This window comes from Nocardia sp. NPDC058480, assembly GCF_042720495.1.
GTDB lineage: Bacteria > Actinomycetota > Actinomycetes > Mycobacteriales > Mycobacteriaceae > Nocardia.
This window is the reverse complement of sequence record NZ_JBHXMN010000001.1, coordinates 141,627-164,858: the sequence shown is the minus strand read 5'-3', so window position 1 is coordinate 164,858 and position 23,232 is coordinate 141,627. Positions and strand designations below refer to the sequence as shown.

General features: G+C 67.1%; 27 protein-coding genes. 15 read left to right on the top strand and 12 right to left on the bottom strand.

The features are described from left to right. Nucleotides 1-20 precede the first annotated feature (20 nt). On the top strand, nucleotides 21-1,385 hold the full coding sequence (locus ACFWO8_RS00800) for a cation:dicarboxylate symporter family transporter (RefSeq protein WP_378940413.1): 1,365 nt from the start codon (nucleotides 21-23) through the stop codon (nucleotides 1,383-1,385). 83 nt (nucleotides 1,386-1,468) lie between these two features. Here ACFWO8_RS00800 and ACFWO8_RS00795 read toward each other — a convergent pair whose 3' ends face one another. Continuing rightward, nucleotides 1,469-1,687, bottom strand: a complete 219-nt coding sequence (locus ACFWO8_RS00795) for a DUF4287 domain-containing protein (RefSeq protein ID WP_378940412.1) — start codon at nucleotides 1,685-1,687, stop codon at nucleotides 1,469-1,471. A 72-nt stretch (nucleotides 1,688-1,759) separates the two neighbouring features. Continuing rightward, nucleotides 1,760-2,176, bottom strand: coding sequence for a DUF4267 domain-containing protein (locus tag ACFWO8_RS00790; protein ID WP_378940411.1), 417 nt, complete (start codon nucleotides 2,174-2,176; stop codon nucleotides 1,760-1,762). Between the two features lie 107 nt (nucleotides 2,177-2,283). Between ACFWO8_RS00790 and ACFWO8_RS00785 the strand changes: the two genes are divergently transcribed. Then, a complete protein-coding gene (locus tag ACFWO8_RS00785; RefSeq protein WP_378940410.1) occupies nucleotides 2,284-2,862 on the top strand; it encodes a TetR/AcrR family transcriptional regulator in 579 nt (192 codons plus the stop codon). Between the two features lie 69 nt (nucleotides 2,863-2,931). Next, nucleotides 2,932-4,401, top strand: a complete 1,470-nt coding sequence (locus ACFWO8_RS00780; RefSeq protein ID WP_378940409.1) for a phytoene desaturase family protein — start codon at nucleotides 2,932-2,934, stop codon at nucleotides 4,399-4,401. Nucleotides 4,402-4,405: 4 nt separating this feature from the next. Here the strand turns inward: ACFWO8_RS00780 and ACFWO8_RS00775 are convergent, their stop codons facing one another. The 8 genes from ACFWO8_RS00775 to ACFWO8_RS00740 all read right to left on the bottom strand — a co-directional run bounded on the left by ACFWO8_RS00775 (nucleotide 4,406) and on the right by ACFWO8_RS00740 (nucleotide 11,914). Continuing rightward, nucleotides 4,406-5,356, bottom strand: a complete 951-nt coding sequence (locus ACFWO8_RS00775) for a cation diffusion facilitator family transporter (protein WP_378940408.1) — start codon at nucleotides 5,354-5,356, stop codon at nucleotides 4,406-4,408. Nucleotides 5,357-5,529: 173 nt separating this feature from the next. After that, a complete protein-coding gene (locus ACFWO8_RS00770; RefSeq protein WP_378940407.1) occupies nucleotides 5,530-6,444 on the bottom strand; it encodes a cation diffusion facilitator family transporter in 915 nt (304 codons plus the stop codon). Between the two features lie 124 nt (nucleotides 6,445-6,568). Continuing rightward, complete coding sequence (manA, locus tag ACFWO8_RS00765; protein ID WP_378940406.1) at nucleotides 6,569-7,789, bottom strand: mannose-6-phosphate isomerase, class I; 1,221 nt, start codon at nucleotides 7,787-7,789, stop codon at nucleotides 6,569-6,571. After that, nucleotides 7,789-9,003 carry a tobH protein gene (locus tag ACFWO8_RS00760; RefSeq protein WP_378940405.1) on the bottom strand — a complete coding sequence of 405 codons (1,215 nt, stop codon included), beginning with the start codon at nucleotides 9,001-9,003 and terminating at the stop codon, nucleotides 7,789-7,791. Before ACFWO8_RS00760 ends, manA begins: the two co-directional genes overlap by 1 nt. A gap of 136 nt (nucleotides 9,004-9,139) precedes the next feature. Continuing rightward, nucleotides 9,140-10,519 (bottom strand): phosphomannomutase/phosphoglucomutase, encoded by a 1,380-nt coding sequence (locus ACFWO8_RS00755; protein WP_378940404.1) that lies wholly within the window; start codon nucleotides 10,517-10,519, stop codon nucleotides 9,140-9,142. Between the two features lie 121 nt (nucleotides 10,520-10,640). Further along, complete coding sequence (locus tag ACFWO8_RS00750; protein WP_101466035.1) at nucleotides 10,641-11,015, bottom strand: DUF3499 domain-containing protein; 375 nt, start codon at nucleotides 11,013-11,015, stop codon at nucleotides 10,641-10,643. 58 nt (nucleotides 11,016-11,073) lie between these two features. Beyond that, entirely contained in the window at nucleotides 11,074-11,556 is a 483-nt protein-coding gene (locus ACFWO8_RS00745; RefSeq protein WP_194826429.1) for a metallopeptidase family protein, read from the bottom strand. A gap of 124 nt (nucleotides 11,557-11,680) precedes the next feature. Beyond that, nucleotides 11,681-11,914 carry a WhiB family transcriptional regulator gene (locus ACFWO8_RS00740; protein WP_133733920.1) on the bottom strand — a complete coding sequence of 78 codons (234 nt, stop codon included), beginning with the start codon at nucleotides 11,912-11,914 and terminating at the stop codon, nucleotides 11,681-11,683. Between the two features lie 560 nt (nucleotides 11,915-12,474). Here ACFWO8_RS00740 and cofD point away from each other — a divergent pair. From cofD to ahcY, 10 genes are all read left to right on the top strand, one after another. Beyond that, a complete protein-coding gene (gene cofD, locus ACFWO8_RS00735) occupies nucleotides 12,475-13,461 on the top strand; it encodes a 2-phospho-L-lactate transferase (RefSeq protein WP_378940403.1) in 987 nt (328 codons plus the stop codon). Next, nucleotides 13,458-14,849 carry a coenzyme F420-0:L-glutamate ligase gene (locus ACFWO8_RS00730; protein ID WP_378940402.1) on the top strand — a complete coding sequence of 464 codons (1,392 nt, stop codon included), beginning with the start codon at nucleotides 13,458-13,460 and terminating at the stop codon, nucleotides 14,847-14,849. The genes cofD and ACFWO8_RS00730 overlap by 4 nt, the downstream gene beginning before the upstream one ends. Further along, nucleotides 14,846-14,968 carry a hypothetical protein gene (locus ACFWO8_RS00725; RefSeq protein WP_378940401.1) on the top strand — a complete coding sequence of 41 codons (123 nt, stop codon included), beginning with the start codon at nucleotides 14,846-14,848 and terminating at the stop codon, nucleotides 14,966-14,968. The genes ACFWO8_RS00730 and ACFWO8_RS00725 overlap by 4 nt, the downstream gene beginning before the upstream one ends. Continuing rightward, nucleotides 14,965-15,492: an NUDIX hydrolase gene (locus ACFWO8_RS00720; protein ID WP_378940400.1), complete on the top strand. Its 528-nt coding sequence runs from the start codon at nucleotides 14,965-14,967 to the stop codon at nucleotides 15,490-15,492. Before ACFWO8_RS00725 ends, ACFWO8_RS00720 begins: the two co-directional genes overlap by 4 nt. A gap of 200 nt (nucleotides 15,493-15,692) precedes the next feature. Continuing rightward, nucleotides 15,693-16,931 carry an alkane 1-monooxygenase gene (locus tag ACFWO8_RS00715; RefSeq protein WP_378940399.1) on the top strand — a complete coding sequence of 413 codons (1,239 nt, stop codon included), beginning with the start codon at nucleotides 15,693-15,695 and terminating at the stop codon, nucleotides 16,929-16,931. Beyond that, the gene (locus ACFWO8_RS00710) at nucleotides 16,928-17,101 is read left to right on the top strand and encodes a rubredoxin (protein WP_358183913.1); all 174 of its coding nucleotides are present in this window, start codon (nucleotides 16,928-16,930) and stop codon (nucleotides 17,099-17,101) included. Before ACFWO8_RS00715 ends, ACFWO8_RS00710 begins: the two co-directional genes overlap by 4 nt. After that, entirely contained in the window at nucleotides 17,098-17,280 is a 183-nt protein-coding gene (locus ACFWO8_RS00705; RefSeq protein WP_266292625.1) for a rubredoxin, read from the top strand. Before ACFWO8_RS00710 ends, ACFWO8_RS00705 begins: the two co-directional genes overlap by 4 nt. Then, nucleotides 17,277-17,936, top strand: a complete 660-nt coding sequence (locus ACFWO8_RS00700; protein ID WP_378940398.1) for a TetR family transcriptional regulator — start codon at nucleotides 17,277-17,279, stop codon at nucleotides 17,934-17,936. The genes ACFWO8_RS00705 and ACFWO8_RS00700 overlap by 4 nt, the downstream gene beginning before the upstream one ends. A 131-nt stretch (nucleotides 17,937-18,067) precedes the next feature. Beyond that, entirely contained in the window at nucleotides 18,068-19,225 is a 1,158-nt protein-coding gene (locus ACFWO8_RS00695; RefSeq protein ID WP_378940397.1) for an alkane 1-monooxygenase, read from the top strand. Nucleotides 19,226-19,282: 57 nt separating this feature from the next. Then, a complete protein-coding gene (gene ahcY, locus ACFWO8_RS00690; protein ID WP_378940396.1) occupies nucleotides 19,283-20,764 on the top strand; it encodes an adenosylhomocysteinase in 1,482 nt (493 codons plus the stop codon). Between the two features lie 66 nt (nucleotides 20,765-20,830). Here ahcY and ACFWO8_RS00685 read toward each other — a convergent pair whose 3' ends face one another. Then, nucleotides 20,831-21,082, bottom strand: a complete 252-nt coding sequence (locus tag ACFWO8_RS00685) for a hypothetical protein (protein ID WP_378940395.1) — start codon at nucleotides 21,080-21,082, stop codon at nucleotides 20,831-20,833. 128 nt (nucleotides 21,083-21,210) lie between these two features. Beyond that, nucleotides 21,211-21,627: a hypothetical protein gene (locus tag ACFWO8_RS00680; RefSeq protein ID WP_378940393.1), complete on the bottom strand. Its 417-nt coding sequence runs from the start codon at nucleotides 21,625-21,627 to the stop codon at nucleotides 21,211-21,213. Between the two features lie 140 nt (nucleotides 21,628-21,767). Between ACFWO8_RS00680 and ACFWO8_RS00675 the strand changes: the two genes are divergently transcribed. Together ACFWO8_RS00675 and mtrA are read left to right on the top strand one after the other, a co-directional pair. Then, nucleotides 21,768-22,415 carry a dTMP kinase gene (locus tag ACFWO8_RS00675; protein WP_378940391.1) on the top strand — a complete coding sequence of 216 codons (648 nt, stop codon included), beginning with the start codon at nucleotides 21,768-21,770 and terminating at the stop codon, nucleotides 22,413-22,415. A 77-nt stretch (nucleotides 22,416-22,492) separates the two neighbouring features. After that, nucleotides 22,493-23,170: an MtrAB system response regulator MtrA gene (gene mtrA, locus ACFWO8_RS00670; protein WP_056813049.1), complete on the top strand. Its 678-nt coding sequence runs from the start codon at nucleotides 22,493-22,495 to the stop codon at nucleotides 23,168-23,170. The last annotated feature ends 62 nt before the right edge of the window (nucleotides 23,171-23,232 follow it).

The following is a 23,232-nucleotide window of genomic DNA, read 5'->3' as shown; positions in this document are numbered from 1 at the left end:
AGTTCCTCATGCTCGTCGGCATGAGTGATACCACCGCAGCGCGGAAACGCGACCATACCCACTGGCTGTACATCGCGGTGATCATCGCGGTCGTGGCCGGCGTCATTGTCGGCCGGGTGGCCCCGGAATTCGGTCAGTCACTGGCGCCGCTCGGCACCGTGTTCGTGAACCTGATCAAGATGATGATCGCACCCGTCATCTTCTGCACAATCGTCCTCGGCATCGGTTCGGTGCGCGCGGCCGCCACCGTCGGCAAGGTCGGTGGCCTGGCCATCGGCTATTTCCTGGTGATGTCGACGGTCGCGCTAGGCATCGGGCTCGTCGTCGGCAACCTCATCGATCCGGGTGACGGACTCGATGTCGGCACCGCGGGAGCGGGTGCGAAATATGCCGATCAGGCACACAGTGCGGGCGGCACGTGGGACTTCATCGAGAACATCGTGCCGACCACGCTCGTGTCATCGCTGACCGCGGGCAGCGTGCTGCAGGCATTGTTCGTCGCGCTGCTGGTCGGGTTCGCCGTGCAGGCGATGGGCGATGCCGGCGCGCCGATCCTGCGCGCGGTCGCGCTGGGACAGAAGCTGGTATTCCGGATCCTGTCGATGATCCTGTGGCTGGCTCCGATCGGCGCGTTCGGCGCGATCGCGAATGTGGTCGGGCGCACCGGCTGGTCGGCGGTGGTGCAGTTGGCGACGTTGATGATCGCGTTCTATCTGACGTGTCTGGTGTTCGTGTTCGGTGTGCTCGGCGTGATCCTGCGGGTGGTCTCGGGTGTCTCGATCCTGAAGCTGTGCCGGTATCTGTCGCGTGAGTACCTGCTGATCGTGGCGACCTCGTCGTCGGAGTCGGCGCTGCCGCGACTGATCGCGAAGATGGAACACGCGGGGGTGGAGCGCACCACCGTGGGTGTTGTTGTGCCGACCGGGTATTCGTTCAACCTCGACGGCACCGCCATCTACCTGACGATGGCCTCGATCTTCATCGCCGACGCCATGGGCAAGCCGCTCGCGCTCGGCGAGCAGATCGGCCTGCTGCTGTTCATGATCATCGCGTCCAAGGGTGCCGCCGGTGTCACCGGTGCCGGTCTGGCCACCCTCGCCGGCGGCCTGCAGAGCCATCGCCCCGACCTGCTCGACGGTGTCGGCCTGATCGTCGGTATCGACCGCTTCATGTCGGAAGCCCGTGCGCTGACCAACTTCTCGGGCAACGCGGTGGCCACGCTGCTCATCGGCACCTGGACCGCGACGGTCGACGCCGACCGGGCCCGCCGCGTGCTCGACCGTGAATTGCCGTTCGACGAGGAGACGATGGTCGACGATCACGAGGTGGATCAGCCCGTCGAACTCACCAAACCTGCGCCAGCGCAGTCGGTCGAAGTGCGGTGAGAAAGCCGATAGGCCCCGCGATGAGAAATCGCGGGGCCTATCGGTGGTGTCGGATGCGGGACCGGCTGCGCCGTTGTGGGGGGTTAGATTCTGGACCACTTGCCGGGGTTGAGGTGGAACTGCACCAAGGCGCTGGCGTGACCGTGGCCGAGGCTGTGCTCGGACTTCAGCCAGCCGACCAATGCGGTGTGCCCGCTCGGCTCGGCCGCGGCGAGCAGCGCGAACCACTCGTCGGCGGTGCGCCCGTACTTGGCCTCGATGGTGGGGAAGTAGGACGCGGGGCCGTGCGGTGCGTTCGCCATGGTGGTTCCTCCTCGGTGGGTGTTCGTTATCGGTACAGACGGCGTGGCGGTAGGGAATTCATCGGCGGCGACTCATGCCGCGACGAGTGGGCGTTCGGTCGAGCTCCCGCGGCGCTCGCGGATCAGCAGCACGCCGGCGAGCGCCACCAGGACCGCGGTGAAGCCGTGCACGCCGAACGCGGTGGCGGTGGAGCCCTGCCAGCTCAGGACGGTGGTCATGTCGCCGAACGGGGTGAGGGAGGTGGCCAGCATGACGACGCCGAGCGCGAAGCGCTGCTTGGTGGCGAGCAGGGAGAGGATCACCACGCCGCTGACGATGTCACGGACGCCCTTGAGGTTCAGGAACGCCACCGCGTCGCCCTCGGGCACAGCGGGAAGGCCGAAGCCCGCGGCCGTCGCCTCCGGGACGATCAGGTAGTTGATGCCGACGTAGATGATGAAGAGCCCGCCGAGCAGGGAGAGGGCGGTGGCGATGCGCGAGGTGGTCATGATGTGCTCCTGAATCTTTGCTGTGCTCTGAAATCTAGCGGCGCTAGGTGTTGAGAGAACCATAACCCAGCCTCGCTATCTTGTCTAGCGCTGCTAGAATTTCAAGCATGAGCACGCAACAGCGCAAAGAACGCGACCGCGCCGAACGGCATCAGCGGATCATCGACGCCGCACGTGAGATGGCCGAAGCGGACGGCTGGGACGCGGTCACCATCCGAAAACTGGCCGACCGCATCGAATACAGCCAGCCCGTGCTCTACAGCCATTTCGCGAACAAGGCGGCGATCGTCGGCGCCGTTGCCCTGCAGGGCTGCGTCGAGTTCGCCGAGAAACTGAAGGTGGCCAGGGAGGCGGCGACCACCCATTCCGAGGTGGTCGCCAATGTCGCCCGCGCCTACCTCGACTTCGCCACCGACAACCCCGCCCGCTACGACGCCATCTTCGAGCAGAAGACCGACCTCGAGTTCGGACTCAATGCTCCGCAGCCCCTGCGCGACGCCTTCGCCGGTCTGGAAGCGATGTTCACCCCGTACGCCGAAGGTGACGACCTCGGCGCCCGCACCGAAGTCGCCTGGGCCTCCCTGCACGGCCTCGCGACCCTCGAGCGCAGCAGCCGGCTGCGCCCCGAACTCCGCGAACGCCGCATCGCCTTGCTGGTAGACGGGGCCAGCGAAGCGGCGGATTGAGCGCTCATCGGCGCGCGGACCGGGTCCGCGTAGGTTGGAGCAGGTAGGCATGTGTGCGAAGGGACGGCAATGGCGGAAGTAATTGTGGTCGGGTCGGGGCCGAACGGTCTCGCCGCGGCGGTGATCGCCGCTCGCGCCGGGTTGTCGGTGCGGGTTCTCGAAGCGCAGGAGCAGGCGGGCGGCGGCTCGCGCACGGCCGAGCTGACCTTGCCCGGGTTCCATCACGATATCTGTGCCGGTGCGCATCCGATGGCATTGGCATCACCGTTCTTTCGCGCCTTCGACCTCGAGGCGCACGGCGTCGAGCTGCTCGCCCCGACCGTCTCCTACGCACACCCCCTCGACGGTGGGATCGCCGGATTGGCTTGGCGCAACCTCGAATCCACTGTTGCCGACCTCGGGCGCGACGGCGGGGCCTGGCGCGAGCTGTTCGCGCCGCTGGTCGAGCACTGGCCCGAGGTGGTCGAGCTGGCCATGTCGGATCTGCGGCACCCACCGCTGCGCGTCGGCACGGGTATCAAGTTCGCTACCCGCCTGCTCGAACAGGCATCCCCGTTGTCCGACAACCGTTTCAGCGGTGAGGTCGCGCCCGCGATGTTCAGCGGTGTGGCCGCCCACGCCATCACCTCACCGCGCGCGTTCCCCGCGGTCGGCGCCTCCCTGCTGCTCGGCACCCTCGCGCACGCGGGCGGCTGGGTGATCCCGCGCGGTGGCAGTCAGGCGATCCCGAACGCGATGATCGCCGAGATCGAAAGCCTCGGTGGCGAGGTGCGCACCGGGCACCGGGTCGACGATTTCGCCGAACTCGCCACCGCGCGCGCGGTGCTGTTCGACACCTCGCCCGCCGAACTCCTTCGCATCGCCGGTGACCGGCTGCCGTCGCGATACCGCAACAGACTCGGGCGTTTTCAGTACGGAAACGCCGCCTGCAAGGTCGATTTCGCCCTGTCGGGGCCGGTGCCGTGGGCCGCACCGGGCGCCGACCTGGCGGGCACCCTGCACCTGGTCGGTACCAGGGCGCAAGCCATGCACGCCGAACATCAGGTCGCCACCGGCAGATTCGCCGATCGGCCGTTCGTCCTGGCCATTCAGCCCGGCGTGGTCGACCCCACCAGGGCGCCCGAGGGCCAGCACACCTTCTACACCTATGCCCACGTTCCCAACGGAACCGATCGCGATATCAGCGACCAGGTGATCGACCAGGTCGAACGCTTCGCGCCGGGTTTCCGCGACCTGATCCTCGCCAAACACGTGCGCCCGGCGGCCTTCATGCCCGCGCACAATGCCAACTACGTCGGCGGCGATATCTCCGCGGGCGCGATGACCACGCGCCAGACTCTGTTCCGGCCGCTCGCTCGCTGGAACCCCTACTCCACCCCGATTCCGGGCACCTACCTGTGCTCGTCGTCGACCCCGCCGGGGCCCGGCGTCCACGGAATGCCGGGGCTGCACGCGGCACAACACCTGCTGCGCAACCGTTTCGGCATCGTCACCGACCCACTCGACCTCTTGCGCGGCGAGGCCCCCGCCTACCGGTAGCCGCTCAGCTCGGCTTCATCGGTATGTCGTGGACCTTGTCGGGCTCGAACAGATCGGGCTCGAGATAGATCGTGCACGCGTTGGGCACGGCGGCGTGAATGCGGCCGTCCGCGGCCGCGATCACCTCGGACACCTGCGTGATATCCAGGCCGGCGTGCAGCGCGATCTTGGCGTTGATCAGCAGGTCCTGCGGCCCGAGGTACTGGGTCTGCATCCGGATGACCCGCTCGATCCGCGGATCGGTGAGCAGCGCCGACCGAATCGCGGTGTCGTCCTTGGCCGTCGCGCCCTCACCGATCAGCAGACTCTTGGTCTCCACGATCAGGATCACGGCGTTCACACCGAGCAGAATGCCGATGAGGAGTGTGCCGATGCCGTCCCACACCGCGTTGCCGGTGAGCACCGTCAGACACACGCCCATGAGAGCGAACAGCAGGCCGATGATCGCGCCCGCGTCCTCCAGCAGCACCACGGGCAGTTCAGGATTGCGGGTGTGGCGGATGAAATGCCACCACGATTGCTGACCCTTCAGCGGCGCCGACTGTTTGCGCGCCGTGCGGAAGCTGCCGCTCTCCAACACCAACGACACACCGAGGATCCCGATCGCGACCCAGTGCGATTCGATCTCCGCCGGGAACCGGATCTTGTGGATCGCCTCGTTGATCGCGAACAGCGAGCCCATCACGAACAGCACGAGCGCGACAACGAACGAATAGAAGTACCGGTTGCGTGAGTACCCGAACGGGTGCAGCGTGTCCGGCGCCTGCTCGGCTCGGTGACGTCCGACCAGCAGCAGCGCCTCATTGCCGGTGTCGGCCACCGAGTGCACCGCCTCGGCCAGCATCGACGACGAACCGGTAATGAAAGCGCCGATGAACTTCGCGACCATGATGCCCGCGTTCGCCCCGAGCGCGGCGATGATCGCGACCTTGCTGTCTCCACCTTGCTCGGCCATATCGCCGACGCTACCGCCGACGCCCGCACACACTCCCGACCTCACCCCCGTGTCGCCAGGCCCTGACGTTCTCGGCGCGCCTCCGCCTCTGGACTGAGTGGAGGGTGCGACGAAGGAGTGCCCGGAGGGAGGGAAGAGGTGGAGTTAAGCGCCGAGAACTGCGGCACCAGCCGCTATTTCACACGGTAGAGGTCTGGCTCGAGGTAGATCAGGCGGGCTGTCGGTACCGCGGCGCGGATACGCGTTTCGGCCGCGTCGATGGCCTCGGCGATTCCGGCGATGTCGAGGTTCGGTGCGATGGCCACCTTGGCGGCGACCAGCATTTCCTCGGGGCCGATGTACTGGGTCTTGAGGTGGATCACCGAGGTGATCTTGGTGCCGTCGACCAAGTTCTCGTGGATGGCCTGACCCTGTTCGGGGGTGGCGCCTTCACCGATGAGCAGGCTCTTCATCTCCACGATCAGCACGATCGCGATGATGCCGAGCAGGACACCGATGGAGAGGGTGCCGATGGCGTCGTAGATCGGGTCGTCGGTGATCATGGTCATCCCCACCGCGCCGAGGGCGAGAATCAGACCGATCAGTGCGCCGGTGTCCTCGAGCAGCACTACCGGCAGCTCGGGGCTGCGCGAGTTGCGGATGAACCGCCACCAGCTCGCATTGCCCTTGAGTGGCCGGGATTCGCGCACGGCGGTGAGGAAGCTGAAGGTCTCCAGGCCGATCGCGATCACGAGGATGACGACCGCGACGATCGGCTGACTCAGCTCCTCGGGGTGCTGGACCTTGTGGATGCCTTCGTAGATCGCGTACACCGAGCCGAGGGTGAACAGCACCAGCGCCACGACGAACGAGTAGAAGTAGCGGTTACGGCCGTACCCGAACTGGTGCAGGTCGTCGGCGTCCTTGGCGGCGGCGCGCTGCCCGAACAGCAGCAGACCCTGGTTCGAGGTGTCGGCGACCGAGTGCACACCTTCGGCCATCATCGATGCCGACCCCGTGATGAACGCGCCGACGAACTTCGCCACCGCGATCCCCGCGTTGGCCACCAACGCCGCGACGATCGCCTTCTTGCCACCACCAGCCGACATGCCGGCCCGCCCTTCTGCTCACTGAACTCGACTGGCCACAGCCTAATAGGACACAGCCGCGAAGCGGTCATTTGTCTCTCGCACATTGCCGCAGCGATGGGGGAGGTTTAGCCTCGGGCGCAGATCAGTTGCCGTCGCCGACGCAGGCACTGAACAGCTGGGCGGGGCCGCGCAGCGCGCGCGCTTTGATGTCGGTGTCGGTGGCGGAGATCCAGGCCGCGCTGCCACGTTCGACGATGAGAGTGCGTCCGTTCTCGGAGAGCTCGACCGTGCCCGCGGTGCACAGCACGATGCCGGGTCCGGCATCGGCGAGTACGACCGGCTCGGCCTCGGCGCCGAGGTCGAAGCGGCACAGGGCGAATTCCGGTGCGGGCGTGCGGTATCGGATGCCGCCGTCGCCGCCGGGTTCGGGTTCGATCACCGGTAGGTCGATCGGTTCGAAGTCGAGTACCCGCAAGAGTTCGGGCACGTCGACGTGCTTGGGCGTGAGTCCGCCCCGCAACACGTTGTCGGAGTTGGCCATGATCTCCACCCCGACCCCACGCAGGTAGGCGTGTAGATTGCCGGCCGAGAGGAACAGCGCCTGGCCCGGTTCGAGGGTCAGCCGGTTGAGCAGCAGCGCGGCAAGGACACCCGCGTCGCCGGGGTAGACCTCGGCCAGTTCGAGCGCGGTGCGCACTTCGGCGGTGAACGCCCGCGCGCCCTTGCCGGACAGGTAGTGCACGCAGCCCTCTAGCACCGTGGGAAGCAGCTTCGACAGCGCGGCGGGCGGCAGGGTGATCCAGGTGGTGAACAGGGTTCGCAGGCCGGCCGAATCAGGCTGGGCGGCAAGCAGTTCGGCGTAGACATTGAGGCCGGGCACGTCGAGCGCGCGCAACAACTCGACGGTGCGATGCGGGTCGCGGAACCCCGCCAGTGCCTCGAAACGCTCCAGTGCGACAACGAGTTCGGGCTTGTGGCTGTCGTCGCGGTAGTTGCGCAGCGGCGAGTCCAGCGCGACGCCGGTGCGGTTCTCCCGTTCGAATCCGGCGCGCGCCTGCGCCGAACTCGGGTGGGCTTGCAGCGACAGCGGTTCCTCGGCGGCGAGGATTTTCAGCAGGAACGGCAGCCGGGTGCCGAAAGTGTCGGCCACCGCGCCCAATTCACCCGCCGGGTCGGCGGTGAGTACCTCGAGCAGTGAGCGTTTGCCCGAGTCGGTCTGCACGTGCGCGGGATCGGCCGGGTGCGCGCCGAACCAGAGTTCGGCTTCGGGATGGGCCGAGGGTACCGGCCTTCCGCACAGCTGAGCGAGCGCGGTGCGCGACCCCCATGCGTAGGAACGCAGCGCACCAACGAGTTCCTGCACTAGTAGCGTCCCCCGTCGTATCGATCCGGTTCGGGCGCGGTGACACCGCGCGCACCGGTCAGTCGAAGATAAGCCGCGGCCATGTCCAGCCGCAGCGCGAGCACGGCCAGCTGCTCGAGTTCACTGCCGTGACCGCCCCCCGCGGCGGACTCGGCAGCGGCACGTTCGATCGCGGCACCCGGGTCGGCGAGCTGAGATTGCAGCACATCGACATCGGCATGGACCAGATCGGCGTCGACCAGTCCCGCGCCAGCGCCTTCGAAGACCGCGAGCTTGCGCCGGGCGGCGGCCTGATCGGGGTGCACGCTCAAGGCCAGCACCCGCACCCGGTCGACCGGGGCCGGTCCGTCGAGCTCCTCGTCGTGGAACAGCGGATCGAAGCCGGGCGCGGTGCCGCCGGTGGTCGCGGCCAGGCGGCCGACCGCGGCGACAGCATCGGCGAGATCGGCGGCCGAAACCAGCTTGCCCGCGGATTGCAGCAGCACCTCGGCACCGTGACCGGCCAGTTCGACAGCGGCTGGCGAGTCGCCCGCGAGGACGACACCGACACCGTGCATGCGCGCGGCGAGCGTCTTGGCCGGGTTGTGGAAGACCTCGTTGGTCGGGCCGTCGCGCAGCGCTTCGGCATCGAGCATGTCGGCCAGCGCGGTGAGGTCCGGCGTGGCCGGGCCGCTGCGCTGGGCGTCGACACCGCGTAACACCGCGATCCCGACGGCGAGGAAACGTAGCAGCCGGTTGTGGTCGAGCACGGGCACCCGCGGTTCGAGCACGATCGCGCGACCGGCGGCGACCGCACGCAACGGACCCTCGTTGGGCGCGGCGATCACCACTTCGGCGCTGCGGCGCAGGGCACGGTCGACGGCGTCGATGAGCCGCGGATCGCCCGCGTCGTCGCCGGCGACCAGGACCACGTCCAGCGGGCCGACCCACGGCGGCAGCGAGGTGACGGGCACGATCGGCAGCCCGGCCCGGTCGCCGAGCGTGGCGACCAGCAGCCCGGCCGCGCGCGCGGCCCGACCCGAGCCCGCGACCAGTACGAGGCTGCGCGGGCGCAGGTCGGAGAGCCGTTCGATGAGCGAGGTTTCAGCGACCGCGGCGGCCGTGGCACGCACCTGGGCGCCGCCCGAAGCCGCCGAGCGCAGGGTGCCGCCGGTGTCGGCGGCCGCCAGCGACTCGGCATCGTCGAGGTCGAATACCGGTGTTCCAGCGATCATCGCCGAATCCACCTCCCCTCATCGCGCTGTGTCGTCCGTGACTCCACTATTCCAGCCGGGCACCGGCAATGCTCGTAATCTGCCGTCGCCGAATACCGGGCATGTGATTCCACTGGTACTGGTTTCATCTTCCCAGTCAGGCGCGGACGATGCTCAGGATCTCGGTCACGAGTGCGTTTACTTCGTCCTGCGATCCGGCCTCGACATTGAGTCGAAGTAGCGGTTCGGTATTCGAGGCACGCAGGTTGAACCAGGCGTGGTTCCCCAGGTCGACTGTGACGCCGTCCATCCGGTCCACCGACTCGGTGCGGTCGGCGAACGCGGCGAGCACCGCGGCGGTGCGGTCGGCGGCGTCGGCGACGGTGGAGTTGATCTCGCCCGAGGCGGCGTACACGTCGTAGGCGGCCATCAGGTCCGAGACCGGACGTTCACCCTCACCGAGCGCGGCCAGCACGTGCAGCGCGGCCAGCATGCCCGAGTCGGCACCCCAGAAATCGCGGAAGTAGTAGTGCGCCGAGTGCTCGCCGCCGAACACCGCGCCGGTCGAAGCCATCTCCTGCTTGATGAACGAGTGCCCGACCCTGGTGCGCACCGGCTTGCCGCCGAGCTCCTCGACGAGCTCGGGCACCGCGCGCGAGGTGATCAGGTTGTGGATCACGGTGGCACCCGGCTCCTTGGCCAGCTCACGCTGCGCCACGATGGCCGTGATCGCCGAGGGGGAGACCGGCTCGCCGCGCTCGTCGACGACGAAGCAGCGGTCGGCGTCGCCGTCGAAGGCCAGGCCGATGTCGGCGCCGCTGGAACGGACGAGCGCCTGCAGGTCGACGAGGTTCTTCGGATCGAGCGGGTTGGCCTCGTGGTTGGGGAACGAGCCGTCGAGTTCGAAGTACAGCGGCACGATCGTGACGCAGGAGAGCGTGCCGAGGACGGCGGGCACGGTGTGGCCGCCCATGCCGTTGCCCGCGTCGACCGCGATGGTGAGCGGGCGGATCTCGTCGAGGTTCACCAGCTCGCGCAGGTAGGTCGCGTAGTCGGCGAGCAGATCGGTAGTGGTCGCGGTGCCCGGCGTGCCGTCATAGGCGGGCACACCCGCGATGACCTCGGCGGCGATGGTGGCCAGCCCGGTGTCCTGGCCGACGGGCAGCGCGTTCGCCCGGCACAGCTTGATGCCGTTGTACTTGGCCGGATTGTGGCTGGCGGTGAACATGGCGCCGGGGCAGCCGAGCTTGCCGGAGGCGAAGTAGAGCTGGTCGGTGGAGGCGAGGCCGATGTGCACCACATCGAGGCCGTTGGCCTGCACGCCCGCGGCGAAAGCCTGGGACAGCGCGGGGGAGGAGTCGCGCATGTCGTGGCCGATCACGACGCGGGTGGCGCCTTCTTCGCGCATGAGGCGGGCGAAGGATGCGCCCACATCGCCGACGAACGCCTCGTCGATCTGCTCGCCCACCACCCCGCGGACGTCATAAGCCTTGATCACGGCATTCACGAGTTCGCCAGAGCGCGCGAGGGTCGTCATATGGCTAAGCGTATCCGCCACTCCGCGACTTCGGCCGTACAGGTCCGCCTAGCGCGACAGTTTCGGCGGCCCCTGTGTGGGGAGGCAGGCTGGGAGGTGGTCCATGTACTCGCGAGACCAGTTACGGATCTGGCAGAACCCGTAGGTGGCCGCGTCGGCCCGTGCGTGCGGTGCGGGGGGCCGCGGGGGCGTTGTCGCGGTAGCCCGGCTGGTCGGCTTCGGCGGGGCGGCGGCGCAGGCCCGCTTCGCGGACAGCTTCGGCGAGGGCGGTGAGGTCGTCGTCGTCCGGGGTGCTCGAGGAGAAGCCGCCTTCGTGGCGGACCAGTTCCCAGCCCTTGGGCGCGGTGATGCGGCAGGCGTGCGTTTCGCAGAGATCCCAGGAGTGTGGTTCGGCGACGGTGGCCAAGGGTCCGACGACGGCGGTCGAGTCGGAGTACACATAAGTCAGCGTCGCTACAGCCGGGTTCTTGCAGCCGGGTCGGCAGCAACGACGCATAGGGATCACGACGTCGAGATTAACCCTCCGCGCGCCGAAAGTGGATACGGACACGCCTTTATTCGGGCTCCGGATCGATAAGATCGGGGTCTACGCCGAGGTAAGTTGCGATCTGCTGGACGAGTACCTCGCGGAGCAACTCGACCAGATCGTCGGGATCTGCGGCGCGCAATTCCAGCGGCTTGCGGAACAACACCACCCTGGCGCGGGTGGCCGCACCGTGGCGGTCGACGCCCGCGGGGATGAGCCGCGACAGTGGCACCGGTCCGTCGGCGACGACCTCGTCCGGCCAGGTGACCGAATCAGGATGCAGCGGACGGATTTTCGGGACATCGTCGACGGCGATATCGAGCTTGGTGAGTCGATCGTGCCAGCGGGTATCGAGCGGAGCGAACGCCTCGAGCACGAGCCGATCGAATTTCTGGCCCCTGGTGCGCCACGCGGGCACCGTCGGCGGGAGCATGGGGCCACGGACACCGCGGCCGCGGCGGGTCACCGAACGAGCGGTGGGTGCCGGGGAATGACGCCGGGAACGTGCCATGGGTCTTTCACCTCTCTCGCCTGCACCGTGAAGATCAACAAGGGCGTTCGCCCGGAGACACCGACGTACTGCGCCTGCGTGGCTCCGGGCCAGGCCTGGAGAGAGTCTACTTTCGAACAGTCACTTAACCGATTCCGCGCTTCAGCCTGCGACGCTCTCGTTCCGAGAGACCGCCCCAGATTCCGAAGCGTTCATCATGTGCCAGTGCGTATTCCAGGCACTGGTCACGTACTTCACAGCCCAAGCAGATTCGCTTGGCCTCACGCGTCGAGCCGCCCTTCTCGGGGAAGAACGCCTCGGGGTCGGTCTGAGCGCAGAGGGCACGTTCCTGCCACTGCTCCTCGATCGACTCGAACATCTCGTCGAAGCCCGTGACGACCAGACTCAGCCGGGGAGCCGCGACTTCGCTTACCACGTCCGGTTCCTGCCAGCTCATGTCAGCGCAGACAGCGTGAGCTGCGCCTGCTGTGGAATCGGTCGGCGAGACCAGATCTTCGGTCATCGTTCCGCCTCCTCACTATGTGTTAGCGCAGAATGATTCTTTCCGTCGGTCCGATGAGAACTCCGACGGCCCAACACCGCGACGTAGTCTCGCGGGCTTCCCCAAGCCTGCCTTCCGGCGAGATCGAAACTCTCGTGAACGTCCACCGCGCTACGACCTCGCGCTGTGTCCGTTTCGGCGAGCTGGAACCTTCTCGCAAACGCCCCCGCGCTATGCCCTCTCGCGGTGACCGGAATGACATGTCTGTGATTAGACACGCCGCACTTGCCGGTGGTCAACCCGCCGTCACCCTTCCGTTACACTCCGCACCCGCCTTTCGTGTTGATCTTGTTATGTGCTGTGGCTAACGATCAGCAAATTCACTGGACTTCGGCGCGGAACCAACCGGCAACCGCCACTCACTAGGCTGTGACCCTGTGACTGCACAACACGCGGTGCGCGAGCCCAAGATCGCCGTTCTCGTCGGCGGCGTCGGCGGTGCCCGGTTCCTCCAAGGCGTCCGGCAGCTGCTGCCCGAAGCCGACATCTCCGCCATCGTCAACGTCGGCGACGACGTCTGGATGCATGGCCTTCGCATCTGTCCCGACCTCGACACCTGCATGTACACCCTCGGTGGTGGCATCGATACCGAGCGTGGCTGGGGCCACGCCGACGAAACCTGGCACGCGAAAGAGGAGCTGGCGAAATACAACGCCCAGCCCGATTGGTTCGGCCTCGGCGATCGCGATATCGCCACCCATCTCATTCGCACCGAAATGCTGCGCGCCGGATATCCGCTGTCCGCGGTCACCGAAGCGCTGTGCAATCGGTGGCAACCGGGCGTGCAGCTGATCCCGGCTACCGACGATCGCTGTGAAACCCACGTGGTGGTCAGTGATCCCGACAATGCTGGCGAACGTCGCGCGATCCACTTTCAGGAATGGTGGGTGCGGTATCGCGCGGCCCTCCCGACCCACGGATTTGCCTCGATCGGCGCTGAGCAAGCCGCTCCGGCGCCGAATGTGACCGAAATCATAGGCACCGCTGACGCCGTGTTGCTGGCCCCGTCGAACCCCGTGGTGAGCATCGGCGCGATCCTCGCCGTGCCCGGGATCCGGGGTGCGCTGCGCACCAGCGAAGCCAAGGTGATCGGGCTCTCGCCGGTGATCGATGGAAAGCCGTTGCGCGGCATGGCCGATGAGTGCCTCGCGGCGATCGGCGTCGAGTCCACCGCGGAGGCCATCGGTCGCCACTACGGCGCCCGCTCGGCCACCGGCATTCTCGACGGGTGGCTGGTGCACTCCACCGACTCCGCGGATGTTCCCGGCGTCGAGGTGCGCAGCGTACCGCTGTTGATGAGCGACCCCGAAGCGACCGCTGAAATGGCGCGCGCCGCACTGGAATTGGCGGGAGTGAAGGCATGAGCGCACACGAGGCGGCCCCCTCGATCCGGCCGGCGAACGGCGGCGGTGCGTTGCCCGACCATGCCGCCGACGAGCTGCGGATCCTTCCGGTGACCGGCCTGCCGGAGTTCCGGCCGGGTGACGACATCGCCGAACATCTTGCGGCACAAGCGCCCTGGCTCGCCGACGGCGACATCCTCGTGGTCACCAGCAAGATCGTGTCGAAGGCCGAGGGGCGCATCGTCGTCGCGCCGATCGACCCCGAGGAGCGCGACACCGCTCGGCGCAAGCTCGTCGAGGACGAGGCCGTCCGGGTGCTCGCGCGCAAGGGCCGCACCCTCATCACCGAGAACCGGCTCGGCATCGTGCAGGCGGCCTCCGGGGTCGACGGCTCCAATGTGGCCGAGGGTGAATTGGTGCTGCTGCCTATCGATCCCGATGGCAGCGCGAAAGCCCTGCGCACCGCGCTCGCTGCGCGGCTCGGTGTCGACGTGGCCGTTGTCATCACCGACACCATGGGTCGCGCCTGGCGCAACGGGCAGATCGACGCGGCCATCGGGTCGGCCGGATTGCGGGTGCTGCACGACTACGACGGCGCTGTCGACGGGCAGGGCAACGAACTGCACGTCACGCTGGTGGCCATCGCCGATGAACTCGCCGCGGCCGCCGATCTGGTCAAGGGCAAGCTCGGCGGAGTCCCGGTGGCGGTGGTGCGCGGGCTCGACACCGACGACGACGGATCGACCGCGGCGGCGCTGCTGCGCGGCGGCGTCGACGACCTGTTCTGGCTCGGCACCGCCGAGGCGCTCGAGCAGGGTCGCAAAGAGGCTGTGCCGCTGCGTCGTTCGGTGCGCGCGTTCACCGGCGAAGCCGTCGACCCGGAACGGATCCGCGCCGCCGTCGCGGTCGGCCTCACCGCCCCCGCGCCGCACCACACCCGCCCGGTGCGCTTCGTCTGGCTGCGCGAGGCGACCCTGCGGGCGCGGTTGCTCGAGGCCATGGCCGAGAAGTGGAGCGCCGACCTCACCGCCGACGGGCTCGCCCCCGAACGCGTGCAGCGTCGAATCGCGCGCGGTCGCATCCTTTTCGACGCACCGGAGGTGATCATCCCGTTCTGCGTGCCCGACGGCGCACATGACTACCCCGACGCTCGTCGCCAGGCCGCTGAGCAGACGATGTTCACCGTGGCAGTCGGCGCGGCGGTGCAGGGCCTGCTGGTCGCGCTGGCCGCCGATGGCCTCGGCAGCTGCTGGATCGGCTCGACCATCTTCGCGCCCGAGATCGTCCGCGGGGTCCTCGGCCTCGGCGAGGATTGGATGCCGTTGGGCGCCATCGCAATCGGTCATCCACTGGAAGAGCCTGTCCCGCGCGCCGTCAGCTCGCCCGGCGCTGGGCTGGTGGAGCTGTGACCGCGCAGTCGCGCGCCGCCGCGTCGGAGCTGCGTGCCGCGACCACGGAGCCGGCACCTGCCGCACAGCCGGAGCCCGGCGCGGTGCCGCACGCCGCGATGACGGAGCTGCTCCGATGAGCGCGGAATCGCTGCACGCCTCGGCAACCGGATTGCTCACCGAGTGGGAGCCGGACACGAACGCGGATCGCTCACTGCGCGAAGCGATTCTGGCCTTCCTCGGCTCGGCGCCGCGTGGCTGCCTGCGCGCACACGCCCCCGGCCACATCACCGCATCGGCCATCGTGTTGTCCCATGACCGGCGCGACATCCTGCTCACCCTGCACCCGCGCGTCGGTCGCTGGATCCAGCTGGGTGGTCACTGCGAACCCGATGACAAGACCGTGCCGGACGCGGCGCTGCGGGAGGCGGTGGAGGAATCCGGCATTCCCGACCTGACCCTCACGCCGGGTCTCTACGGCGTGCAGGCGCACCCGATCACCTGCTCGCTCGGTGTGCCGACACGGCACCTCGACCTGCTCTTCGAGCTCGTGGCACCTCCGGGCGCGGTGCCGGTCCGCAGCTCAGAATCGACCGATCTGCGGTGGTGGCCGGTCGATGGGCTACCGGCGGGCGCCGACGTTCTGCTTCGGTCAGAAGGGTGATGTAAAGGCCCCTGAAAAGGTCTCTGACCTGTAACGACGACGACCGCGTCCGGATGGGCGCGGTCGTCGCTTTCGTTATTCGACCATCTCGACTTTACAAATTGCGAAATTTGTCTAGACATCGAACATCTGCGCACCTATCGTCTGTGACAGAGAGTTACGCACATCACAGGTGTGAGATGTGCCTCGGGATGGAGACGATGATGTCGACCGATGCAGGAGCGTCCGAGCAGCGGATCGCGCCGCCGCAGTGGCGAGATTCCAAGCGATATCTGTGGCTGTGGGGGTTGTTCGCCCCGACCGGCCTGTTCACGATCGCGATCCCCCTGATCTGGGGCCTCAATCAGCTCGGCTGGCATCGCCTCGCCGAAGTGCCGTTCTGGCTCGGTCCGGTGCTGGTGTACATCGTGATCCCGCTGGCGGACCTGTTCTTCGGGCCCGACGGCGACAACCCGCCCGACGAGGTGATGGAGTACCTGGAGAACGACAAGTACTACCGCTACCTCACCTACCTGTACCTGCCGTTCCAGTACGCCTCGCTGATCTTCGCCTGCTACATCATCACCGCGCCGAACCTGCACTGGCTCGGCTTCTCCGGCGGCGCCAACGTGGTCGACAAGATCGGCATCGCGATCAGCGTGGGCATGATCGGCGGCATCGGCATCAACACCGCCCACGAACTCGGTCACAAGAAGGTCGAACTGGAACGCTGGCTCGCGCGCATCGCGCTGGCCCAGTCGTTCTACGGGCACTTCTACATCGAGCACAACCGTGGTCACCACGTGCGGGTCGCCACCCCGGAGGACCCGGCGAGTTCGCGCATCGGTGAGTCGTTCTGGGCCTTCTGGCCGCGCACGGTCTGGGGCAGCCTGCGCTCGGCCTGGCACCTCGAGCAGCAACGTCTGGGTCGGCTCGACAAGGGTCCGTGGACGCTGCGCAACGATGTGCTCAATGCCTGGGCGATGTCGGTGGTGTTGTGGCTCGGATTGATCGCGGTGTTCGGCATCGAGGTGCTGCCGTACCTGATCCTGCAGGCCGTGATCGGTTTCAGCCTGCTCGAGTCGGTGAACTATCTCGAGCACTACGGCCTGGTCCGGCAGAAGACCGCGAGCGGACGCTACGAACGACCGGCGCCCGCGCACAGCTGGAACAGCGACCACATCGTCACCAACATCTTCCTCTACCACCTGCAGCGACACAGCGACCATCACGCGTATCCGACCCGTCGCTACCAGACACTGCGCAGCTGGGACGGTGCGCCGAACCTGCCGAGCGGCTACGCCAGCATGATCCTGCTCGGCTACTTCCCGCCGATCTGGCGCAAGGTGATGGACAAGCGCGTGCTCGCGCACTACGGCGGGGACGTCACCCGCGCCAATATCGAACCCAAGCGCCGCGCGCAGGTGCTGGAAAAGTACGGAACCGAGGTCGGGTCATGAGTGCCTACAAATGTCCGGTGTGTGATTTTGTCTTCGATGAAGCCAAAGGCGCGCCACGCGAAGGATTTCCGCCTGGCACACTGTGGACTGCCGTTCCTGACGACTGGTGCTGTCCGGACTGTGGGGTGCGGGAAAAGATCGACTTCGAGGCGGTAGGAGAATCGCTGTGACCGACTACAAGCTGTACCAGTGCGCACAGTGCGGTTTCGAGTACGACGAGGCCCAGGGGTGGCCTGACGACGGCATCGCGCCCGGCACTCGCTGGGACGACATCGCCGACGACTGGACCTGTCCGGACTGCGGTGCCCGCAAGTCCGACTTCTTCATGGTCGAGATCGAACGTTCGTGAGCGTCGCGGGCACTCCGCGCACAGGTTCGCGCATCCCGTACCAGGAGGCCGCGCGCGAACTGCTGCGCAATTCGGTCCTGGACGGGATGCGCGAACTGCTCACCGAGCGTGACTGGTCCAAAGTCACGCTCGGTGACGTCGCGGCAAGGGCCGGGGTGAGCAGGCAGACGCTCTACAACGAGTTCGGTTCGCGCTCAGGGCTCTCGCAGGCCTACGCGCTGCGCCTGGCCGACGACCTCGTCGACCATGTGCGTGAGGCGCTCGACGCCAACATCGGTGACGCGCGCGCGGCGATCCGGGTCGGGATGACCGGGTTCTTTCTCTCCGCCGCGGGCGACCCGCTGGTCCGTTCGCTGCTGAGCGGGGAGATGAAGCCGGACCTGCTGCGGTTGATCACCCTCGACGCGGCCCCGCTGCTCGAGCACGCTACCGCACGCCTGACCGAGGTTTTCATGCACAGCTGGGTGGACGCGACGCACGCCGAGGCCGATGTGATCGCGCACGCGCTGGTCCGCATCGCGCTGAGCTACATCCCGAATCCGCCCGTGCCGGAACGCGACGCCCCGGCCGAGATGAGCGCCCTGCTCAGCCCGTATGTCGAGGCAATTGTGCAGGTACGAGGCATATGCGTCCCCTCGGGTGAAGTGGATCACTGAGAGAAGTCACTAGCCTGAATTCGCTCCGGTGTAACCATCACCACGTTTGATGATCTGCCGGTGTGTAACGCGTCTACGGTCTGTCAGTATTCACATCGGTCGACGATTAGTCTTTTTACAGCGGAGCGGGTGTGCAAACGGTTGGCAAACCGGGGGGTTTTCGTGATCCCAAACGGTATCTCTGGGCATTAGGGCTGATCGCCCCGGCGTGCGCGCTGTTGCCCTCCCAGCTGGTGTTCCATACCAAGGCTGAAGTGTTCTGGTGGATCGGACCTGTCATCGTCCTGATCGCCATTCCCGTGCTGGACTGGATCGTCGGTGAAGACGGCAACAATCCCCGCGACGAGGACTACGCGGCGCTGTCGGCCGACCGGTACTACCGGTGGTGCACCTACCTGTTCCTGCCGATCCAGCTGATCAGCCTCGCCGTGGCCTGCTTCATGTGGACAAGCCCCGAGCTGGCCCTCGTCGACAAGCTCGGATTGGCCGCCACGGTCGGCTTCGTCAGCGGCATCGGCATCAACGCCGCCCACGAATTGGGTCACCGGGTGGAGAGTGCTGAAAAATTGCTGTCGAAGATCGCGCTGGCCCAATCGGGGTACGGCCACTTCTTCGTCGAGCACAATCGCGGACACCACGCACGCGTGGCCACCCCCGAGGATCCGGCCAGCGCCCGGATGGGTGAATCGCTGTGGGAGTTCTTGCCGCGCAGCGTGATCGGCGGGTTCGCCTCGGCCGTGCAACTCGAGCGCGCGCGCCTGTACCGGCAGGGTCGCGGCTGGTGGAGTATCGAGAACAACATCCTGCAGGCCTGGGCGATGACGGCGGTGCTGTTCGGTTCGCTGACGCTGGTCTTCGGCCCGGCTATCCTGCCGTGGCTGGTCATCCAGGCCGTGATCGGCTTCGCGCTGCTCGAGACCGTCAACTACGTCGAGCACTATGGGCTGTTGCGCGCGCGCAAGCCCAACGGCCGCTACGAACGGTGCTCCCCGCGCGACAGCTGGAACTCCGATCGCCTGGTCACCAACATCTTCCTGTTCCATCTGCAGCGCCACAGCGACCACCACGCCAACCCCGGTCGGCGCTATCAGACCTTGCGCAGCACCGAAGATGCGCCGCAGCTGCCCGCCGGGTACGCCACCATGATCCTGCTGGCCGCCGTCCCGCCGCTGTGGCGTGCGGTGATGGACCCCAAGGTCGCGGCCCATTACGGCGGTGACCTGAGCCTGGCCAACGTCGCGCCCGAGAAGCCGCGACGGTTGCTGGCCCGATACCGTGCGGCGGCCTGAGACTCCACCTCGACGGAGCCGGGAACTCGCGCGGCCCCAGACGGTAACCTAGCCAACGTGACGACCTCAGAACTCCCCGCGCGCACCGAGCTCACCCCTGACGTCCGTAACGGCATCGACTACAAGGTGGCAGACCTCTCGCTGGCCGAATTCGGCCGCAAGGAGATCCGCCTCGCCGAGCACGAGATGCCGGGCCTGATGGCGCTGCGTCGTGAATACCACGACGTCGCCCCGCTCAAGGGTGCGCGAATCTCCGGATCGCTGCACATGACGGTGCAGACCGCCGTCCTGATCGAAACCCTCGTTGCCCTCGGCGCCGAGGTGCGCTGGGCCTCCTGCAACATCTTCTCCACCCAGGATCACGCCGCCGCCGCGATCGTGGTCGGCCCGAACGGCACCGAAGACGAGCCCGCCGGCATCCCCGTCTTCGCCTGGAAGGGCGAGACACTGGAGGAGTACTGGTGGGCCGCCGAGCAGATGCTCACCTGGCCCGGCGAGCCGGCCAACATGATCCTCGACGACGGTGGCGACGCGACCATGCTCGTGCTGCGCGGTGCGCAGTTCGAGAAGGCCGGTGTGGTCCCGCCCGCCGACGCCGATCACTCCGCCGAGTACACGGTGTTCCTCGACCTGCTGCGTGAGAGCCTCGAGGCCGACAAGACCAAGTGGAGCGTCATCGCCGAGTCGGTCAAGGGTGTCACCGAGGAGACCACCACCGGCGTGCTGCGGCTGTACCAGTTCGCCGCCGCGGGTGAGCTGGTGTTCCCGGCGATCAATGTCAACGACTCGGTCACCAAGTCCAAGTTCGACAACAAGTACGGCACCCGCCACTCACTGATCGACGGCATCAACCGCGGCACCGATGTGCTCATCGGCGGCAAGAAGGTGCTGATCTGCGGTTACGGCGACGTCGGCAAGGGCTGCGCGGAGTCGCTCGCGGGCCAGGGCGCGCGTGTGCAGGTCACCGAGATCGACCCGATCAACGCGCTGCAGGCGCTGATGGACGGCTATGACGTGGTCACCGTCGAGCAGGCGATCGGCGATGCCGACATCGTCATCACCTCGACCGGTAACAAGGACATCATCACCCTCGAGCACATGAAGGCGATGAAGGATCACTCGATCCTGGGCAATATCGGCCACTTCGACAACGAGATCGACATCGCGGCGCTCGAGCGTTCGGGCGCGTCCCGGATCAACATCAAGCCGCAGGTCGACGAGTGGACCTTCGATTCGGGCAAGGCGATCATCCTGCTGTCGGAGGGTCGACTGCTGAACCTGGGCAACGCGACCGGCCACCCGTCGTTCGTGATGTCGAACAGCTTCTCCAACCAGGTGATCGCGCAGATCGAACTGTGGACCAAGCCGCAGGAATACGACAACGAGGTCTACCGCCTGCCCAAGCACCTCGACGAGAAGGTCGCCAAGATCCACGTCGAAGCCCTCGGTGGCACCCTGACCAAGCTCACCAAGGATCAGGCCGAGTACATCAACGTGGACGTGGAAGGCCCGTACAAGCCCGACCACTACCGCTACTGATCTCCGCATGACTACTGGCCCGTCGACCATCCGGTCGGCGGGCCAGTGTCGTCGTGTCCGGGAGTATCAGCTGAGCAGCAGGCAAACCGGCAGTGGGATAGCGACTTCCAGCAGCAGGCAGATGGCAAGATCCGCGGAACCGCGCGCTGCTGAACCCGCCGCTGCCGACCCGGCCGAGGCGGAGCCGGCGAGTAGGCCGGGGCGGTCGTGGCGGATCGGGGCCGCTTCGGGTGCCGCGGCGGCGACGCCGGTGCCCGCGAGGGTGAGGCCGAGGGCCGCGGCGGCGACGACGGCGCGGAGGGTGGTGCGGTTGCGCATGGTGACTCCTGGTCCGAGCCGGCACGTGAGGCCGGAAATTCAGTACTGAAATGAGAACACTTCACACTCTCGGCAGGAGGGGGAACAGCGAAATATCAACGGGTGCGTCCAGTGCTCCGCGGGGATCCTCAGCCGTTCTGATAGCCGGTGCAGAAGATGTTCTGCGGTGACAGGCCCGACATGGTCGCCAGGGAACACAGCACGCCGGGCAGCGCGGGGCTCTGCGCCGTCCCGCTGGTGATGGCATTGCTGCCGGTGACGACGCCTTGACCGGAGCCGCTCATGACCAGCTCGTTGAACAGCGGTGCGGTGGCGTCGGAACCGGTGGCGGTGTCGGCCACCGCGGTGGGGTAGGTGCCGCACGTGGTCGATGATCCGCAGCGGATGGCGCGCAGGAGTCCGTCGATGAAGCTCTGAGCGGCGCTGCCCGAATCCGCGACGGGTATCGGAGCCGGTGGCGTCGGGGTGGCGGTCGCGGGACCGCAGGTCAGCGCTGCTGCGGCGGCGAAGGCGCCTGCCGCGATGGTCAGTCTGCGTGTGTTCATGGGCTGGTCCATTCGGTCGCTGTGCGGTGAGAGTGAGCTGCGCTCACCTTGTCGTCGCGCCGACGGCTGCGCCAGACCGAAGAACTCGGGGCACCGCGCCACCGGTGAAGACGCGCGTACCGGCGCGGTAATCTCACCGCATGGGCGTACTGATCGCGGTGGAGGGTCTCGACGGGGCGGGCAAACGCACGCTGATCGATGGGCTGATCGCCGAATTGTCCGCCAAGGGGTTACGGGCGGACAGCCTGGCGTTTCCGCAATACGGGCACTCGATCCATGCCGATCTGGCGGCGGAAGCGCTGCGTGGGGGCAATGGCGACCTTGGCGGGTCGATCAACGCGATGGCGATCATGTTCGCGCTCGACCGGGCCGGCGCAACCGCGGAACTATCGGACCTGTTGAGCGGCAACGACATCGTGATCCTCGACCGCTGGGCGGCTTCCAACGCCGCCTACTCGGCGGCGCGGGCACACCAGGACGCCGATGGTGAAATCGTCTCGTGGGTGGGCGATCTGGAGTTCGGCAGGCTCGCATTGCCGGCGCCGGATCTCACCGTGCTGCTCGACGTGCCCACCGAGGTGGCGGCCGAACGTGCCCGTCGCCGTGGCGAACTCGACGACGCGCGGGCCCTCGATGCCTACGAACGGGATGGCGGTCTACAGCAGCGCACCGGCGAGGTCTATCGTGAACTCGCCGACCGCGACTGGTTCGGCCGGTGGTGGACATACCGATCCGATGACGATAGGCCTGCATTACTCACCCTCTGCTCGGAAATCTTTTCCGGATAAGGTTGGATACGCGACGGGTTCACACCATTAATGGCGTGGCGGCCCGATCCTGGCCATGAAGATGACAACATAGGACTATGAAGCCCAAGATTCTGGTCGTCGACGACGATATGGCACTCGCTGAGATGCTGACCATCGTCTTGCGCGGGGAAGGGTTCGACCCGCATGTGGTGGGCGACGGCACGCAGGCCCTGTCAGCGGTGCGGGAGATCCGCCCCGATCTGGTTCTGCTCGACCTGATGCTGCCCGGCATGAACGGCATCGACGTATGCCGGGTGCTGCGGGCCGATTCCGGCGTTCCGATCGTCATGCTCACCGCCAAGACCGACACGGTCGATGTGGTCCTCGGCCTGGAGTCCGGCGCCGACGACTACATCGTCAAACCGTTCAAGCCGAAGGAACTCGTCGCCCGGGTACGAGCGCGCCTGCGCCGCACCGAGGACGAGCCCGCCGAGCTGCTCTCGATCGCCGATATCGTCATCGACGTGCCCGCGCACAAGGTGACTCGCGGCCCGGGGCAGATCTCGCTCACCCCGCTGGAGTTCGACCTGCTGGTCGCGCTCGCGCGCAAGCCTCGTCAGGTGTTCACCCGCGAGGTACTGCTCGAGCAGGTGTGGGGTTACCGGCACGCCGCCGACACCCGTCTGGTGAACGTGCACGTGCAGCGACTGCGCGCCAAGGTCGAGAAGGACCCGGAGAACCCGGAGATCGTCTTGACCGTGCGCGGTGTCGGTTACAAGGCCGGACCGCCGTGATCGGTCACTGCGGGGCGCCGCTGTGACCACTGGTCCAGTGGCGCAGCTGCGGCGGTGGGCGA

Coding starts and splice junctions, on each gene's coding strand:
- ACFWO8_RS00800 (WP_378940413.1), top strand. CDS start 21: ATGAGTGATACCACCGCAGCGCGGAAACGCGACCATACCCACTGGCTG.
- ACFWO8_RS00795 (WP_378940412.1), bottom strand. CDS start 1,687: ATGGCGAACGCACCGCACGGCCCCGCGTCCTACTTCCCCACCATCGAG.
- ACFWO8_RS00790 (WP_378940411.1), bottom strand. CDS start 2,176: ATGACCACCTCGCGCATCGCCACCGCCCTCTCCCTGCTCGGCGGGCTC.
- ACFWO8_RS00785 (WP_378940410.1), top strand. CDS start 2,284: ATGAGCACGCAACAGCGCAAAGAACGCGACCGCGCCGAACGGCATCAG.
- ACFWO8_RS00780 (WP_378940409.1), top strand. CDS start 2,932: ATGGCGGAAGTAATTGTGGTCGGGTCGGGGCCGAACGGTCTCGCCGCG.
- ACFWO8_RS00775 (WP_378940408.1), bottom strand. CDS start 5,356: ATGGCCGAGCAAGGTGGAGACAGCAAGGTCGCGATCATCGCCGCGCTC.
- ACFWO8_RS00770 (WP_378940407.1), bottom strand. CDS start 6,444: ATGTCGGCTGGTGGTGGCAAGAAGGCGATCGTCGCGGCGTTGGTGGCC.
- ACFWO8_RS00760 (WP_378940405.1), bottom strand. CDS start 9,003: ATGATCGCTGGAACACCGGTATTCGACCTCGACGATGCCGAGTCGCTG.
- ACFWO8_RS00755 (WP_378940404.1), bottom strand. CDS start 10,519: ATGACGACCCTCGCGCGCTCTGGCGAACTCGTGAATGCCGTGATCAAG.
- ACFWO8_RS00750 (WP_101466035.1), bottom strand. CDS start 11,015: ATGCGTCGTTGCTGCCGACCCGGCTGCAAGAACCCGGCTGTAGCGACG.
- ACFWO8_RS00745 (WP_194826429.1), bottom strand. CDS start 11,556: ATGGCACGTTCCCGGCGTCATTCCCCGGCACCCACCGCTCGTTCGGTG.
- ACFWO8_RS00740 (WP_133733920.1), bottom strand. CDS start 11,914: ATGTTCGAGTCGATCGAGGAGCAGTGGCAGGAACGTGCCCTCTGCGCT.
- ACFWO8_RS00730 (WP_378940402.1), top strand. CDS start 13,458: ATGAGCGCACACGAGGCGGCCCCCTCGATCCGGCCGGCGAACGGCGGC.
- ACFWO8_RS00720 (WP_378940400.1), top strand. CDS start 14,965: ATGAGCGCGGAATCGCTGCACGCCTCGGCAACCGGATTGCTCACCGAG.
- ACFWO8_RS00715 (WP_378940399.1), top strand. CDS start 15,693: ATGATGTCGACCGATGCAGGAGCGTCCGAGCAGCGGATCGCGCCGCCG.
- ACFWO8_RS00710 (WP_358183913.1), top strand. CDS start 16,928: ATGAGTGCCTACAAATGTCCGGTGTGTGATTTTGTCTTCGATGAAGCC.
- ACFWO8_RS00685 (WP_378940395.1), bottom strand. CDS start 21,082: ATGCGCAACCGCACCACCCTCCGCGCCGTCGTCGCCGCCGCGGCCCTC.
- ACFWO8_RS00680 (WP_378940393.1), bottom strand. CDS start 21,627: ATGAACACACGCAGACTGACCATCGCGGCAGGCGCCTTCGCCGCCGCA.
- ACFWO8_RS00675 (WP_378940391.1), top strand. CDS start 21,768: ATGGGCGTACTGATCGCGGTGGAGGGTCTCGACGGGGCGGGCAAACGC.
- mtrA (WP_056813049.1), top strand. CDS start 22,493: ATGAAGCCCAAGATTCTGGTCGTCGACGACGATATGGCACTCGCTGAG.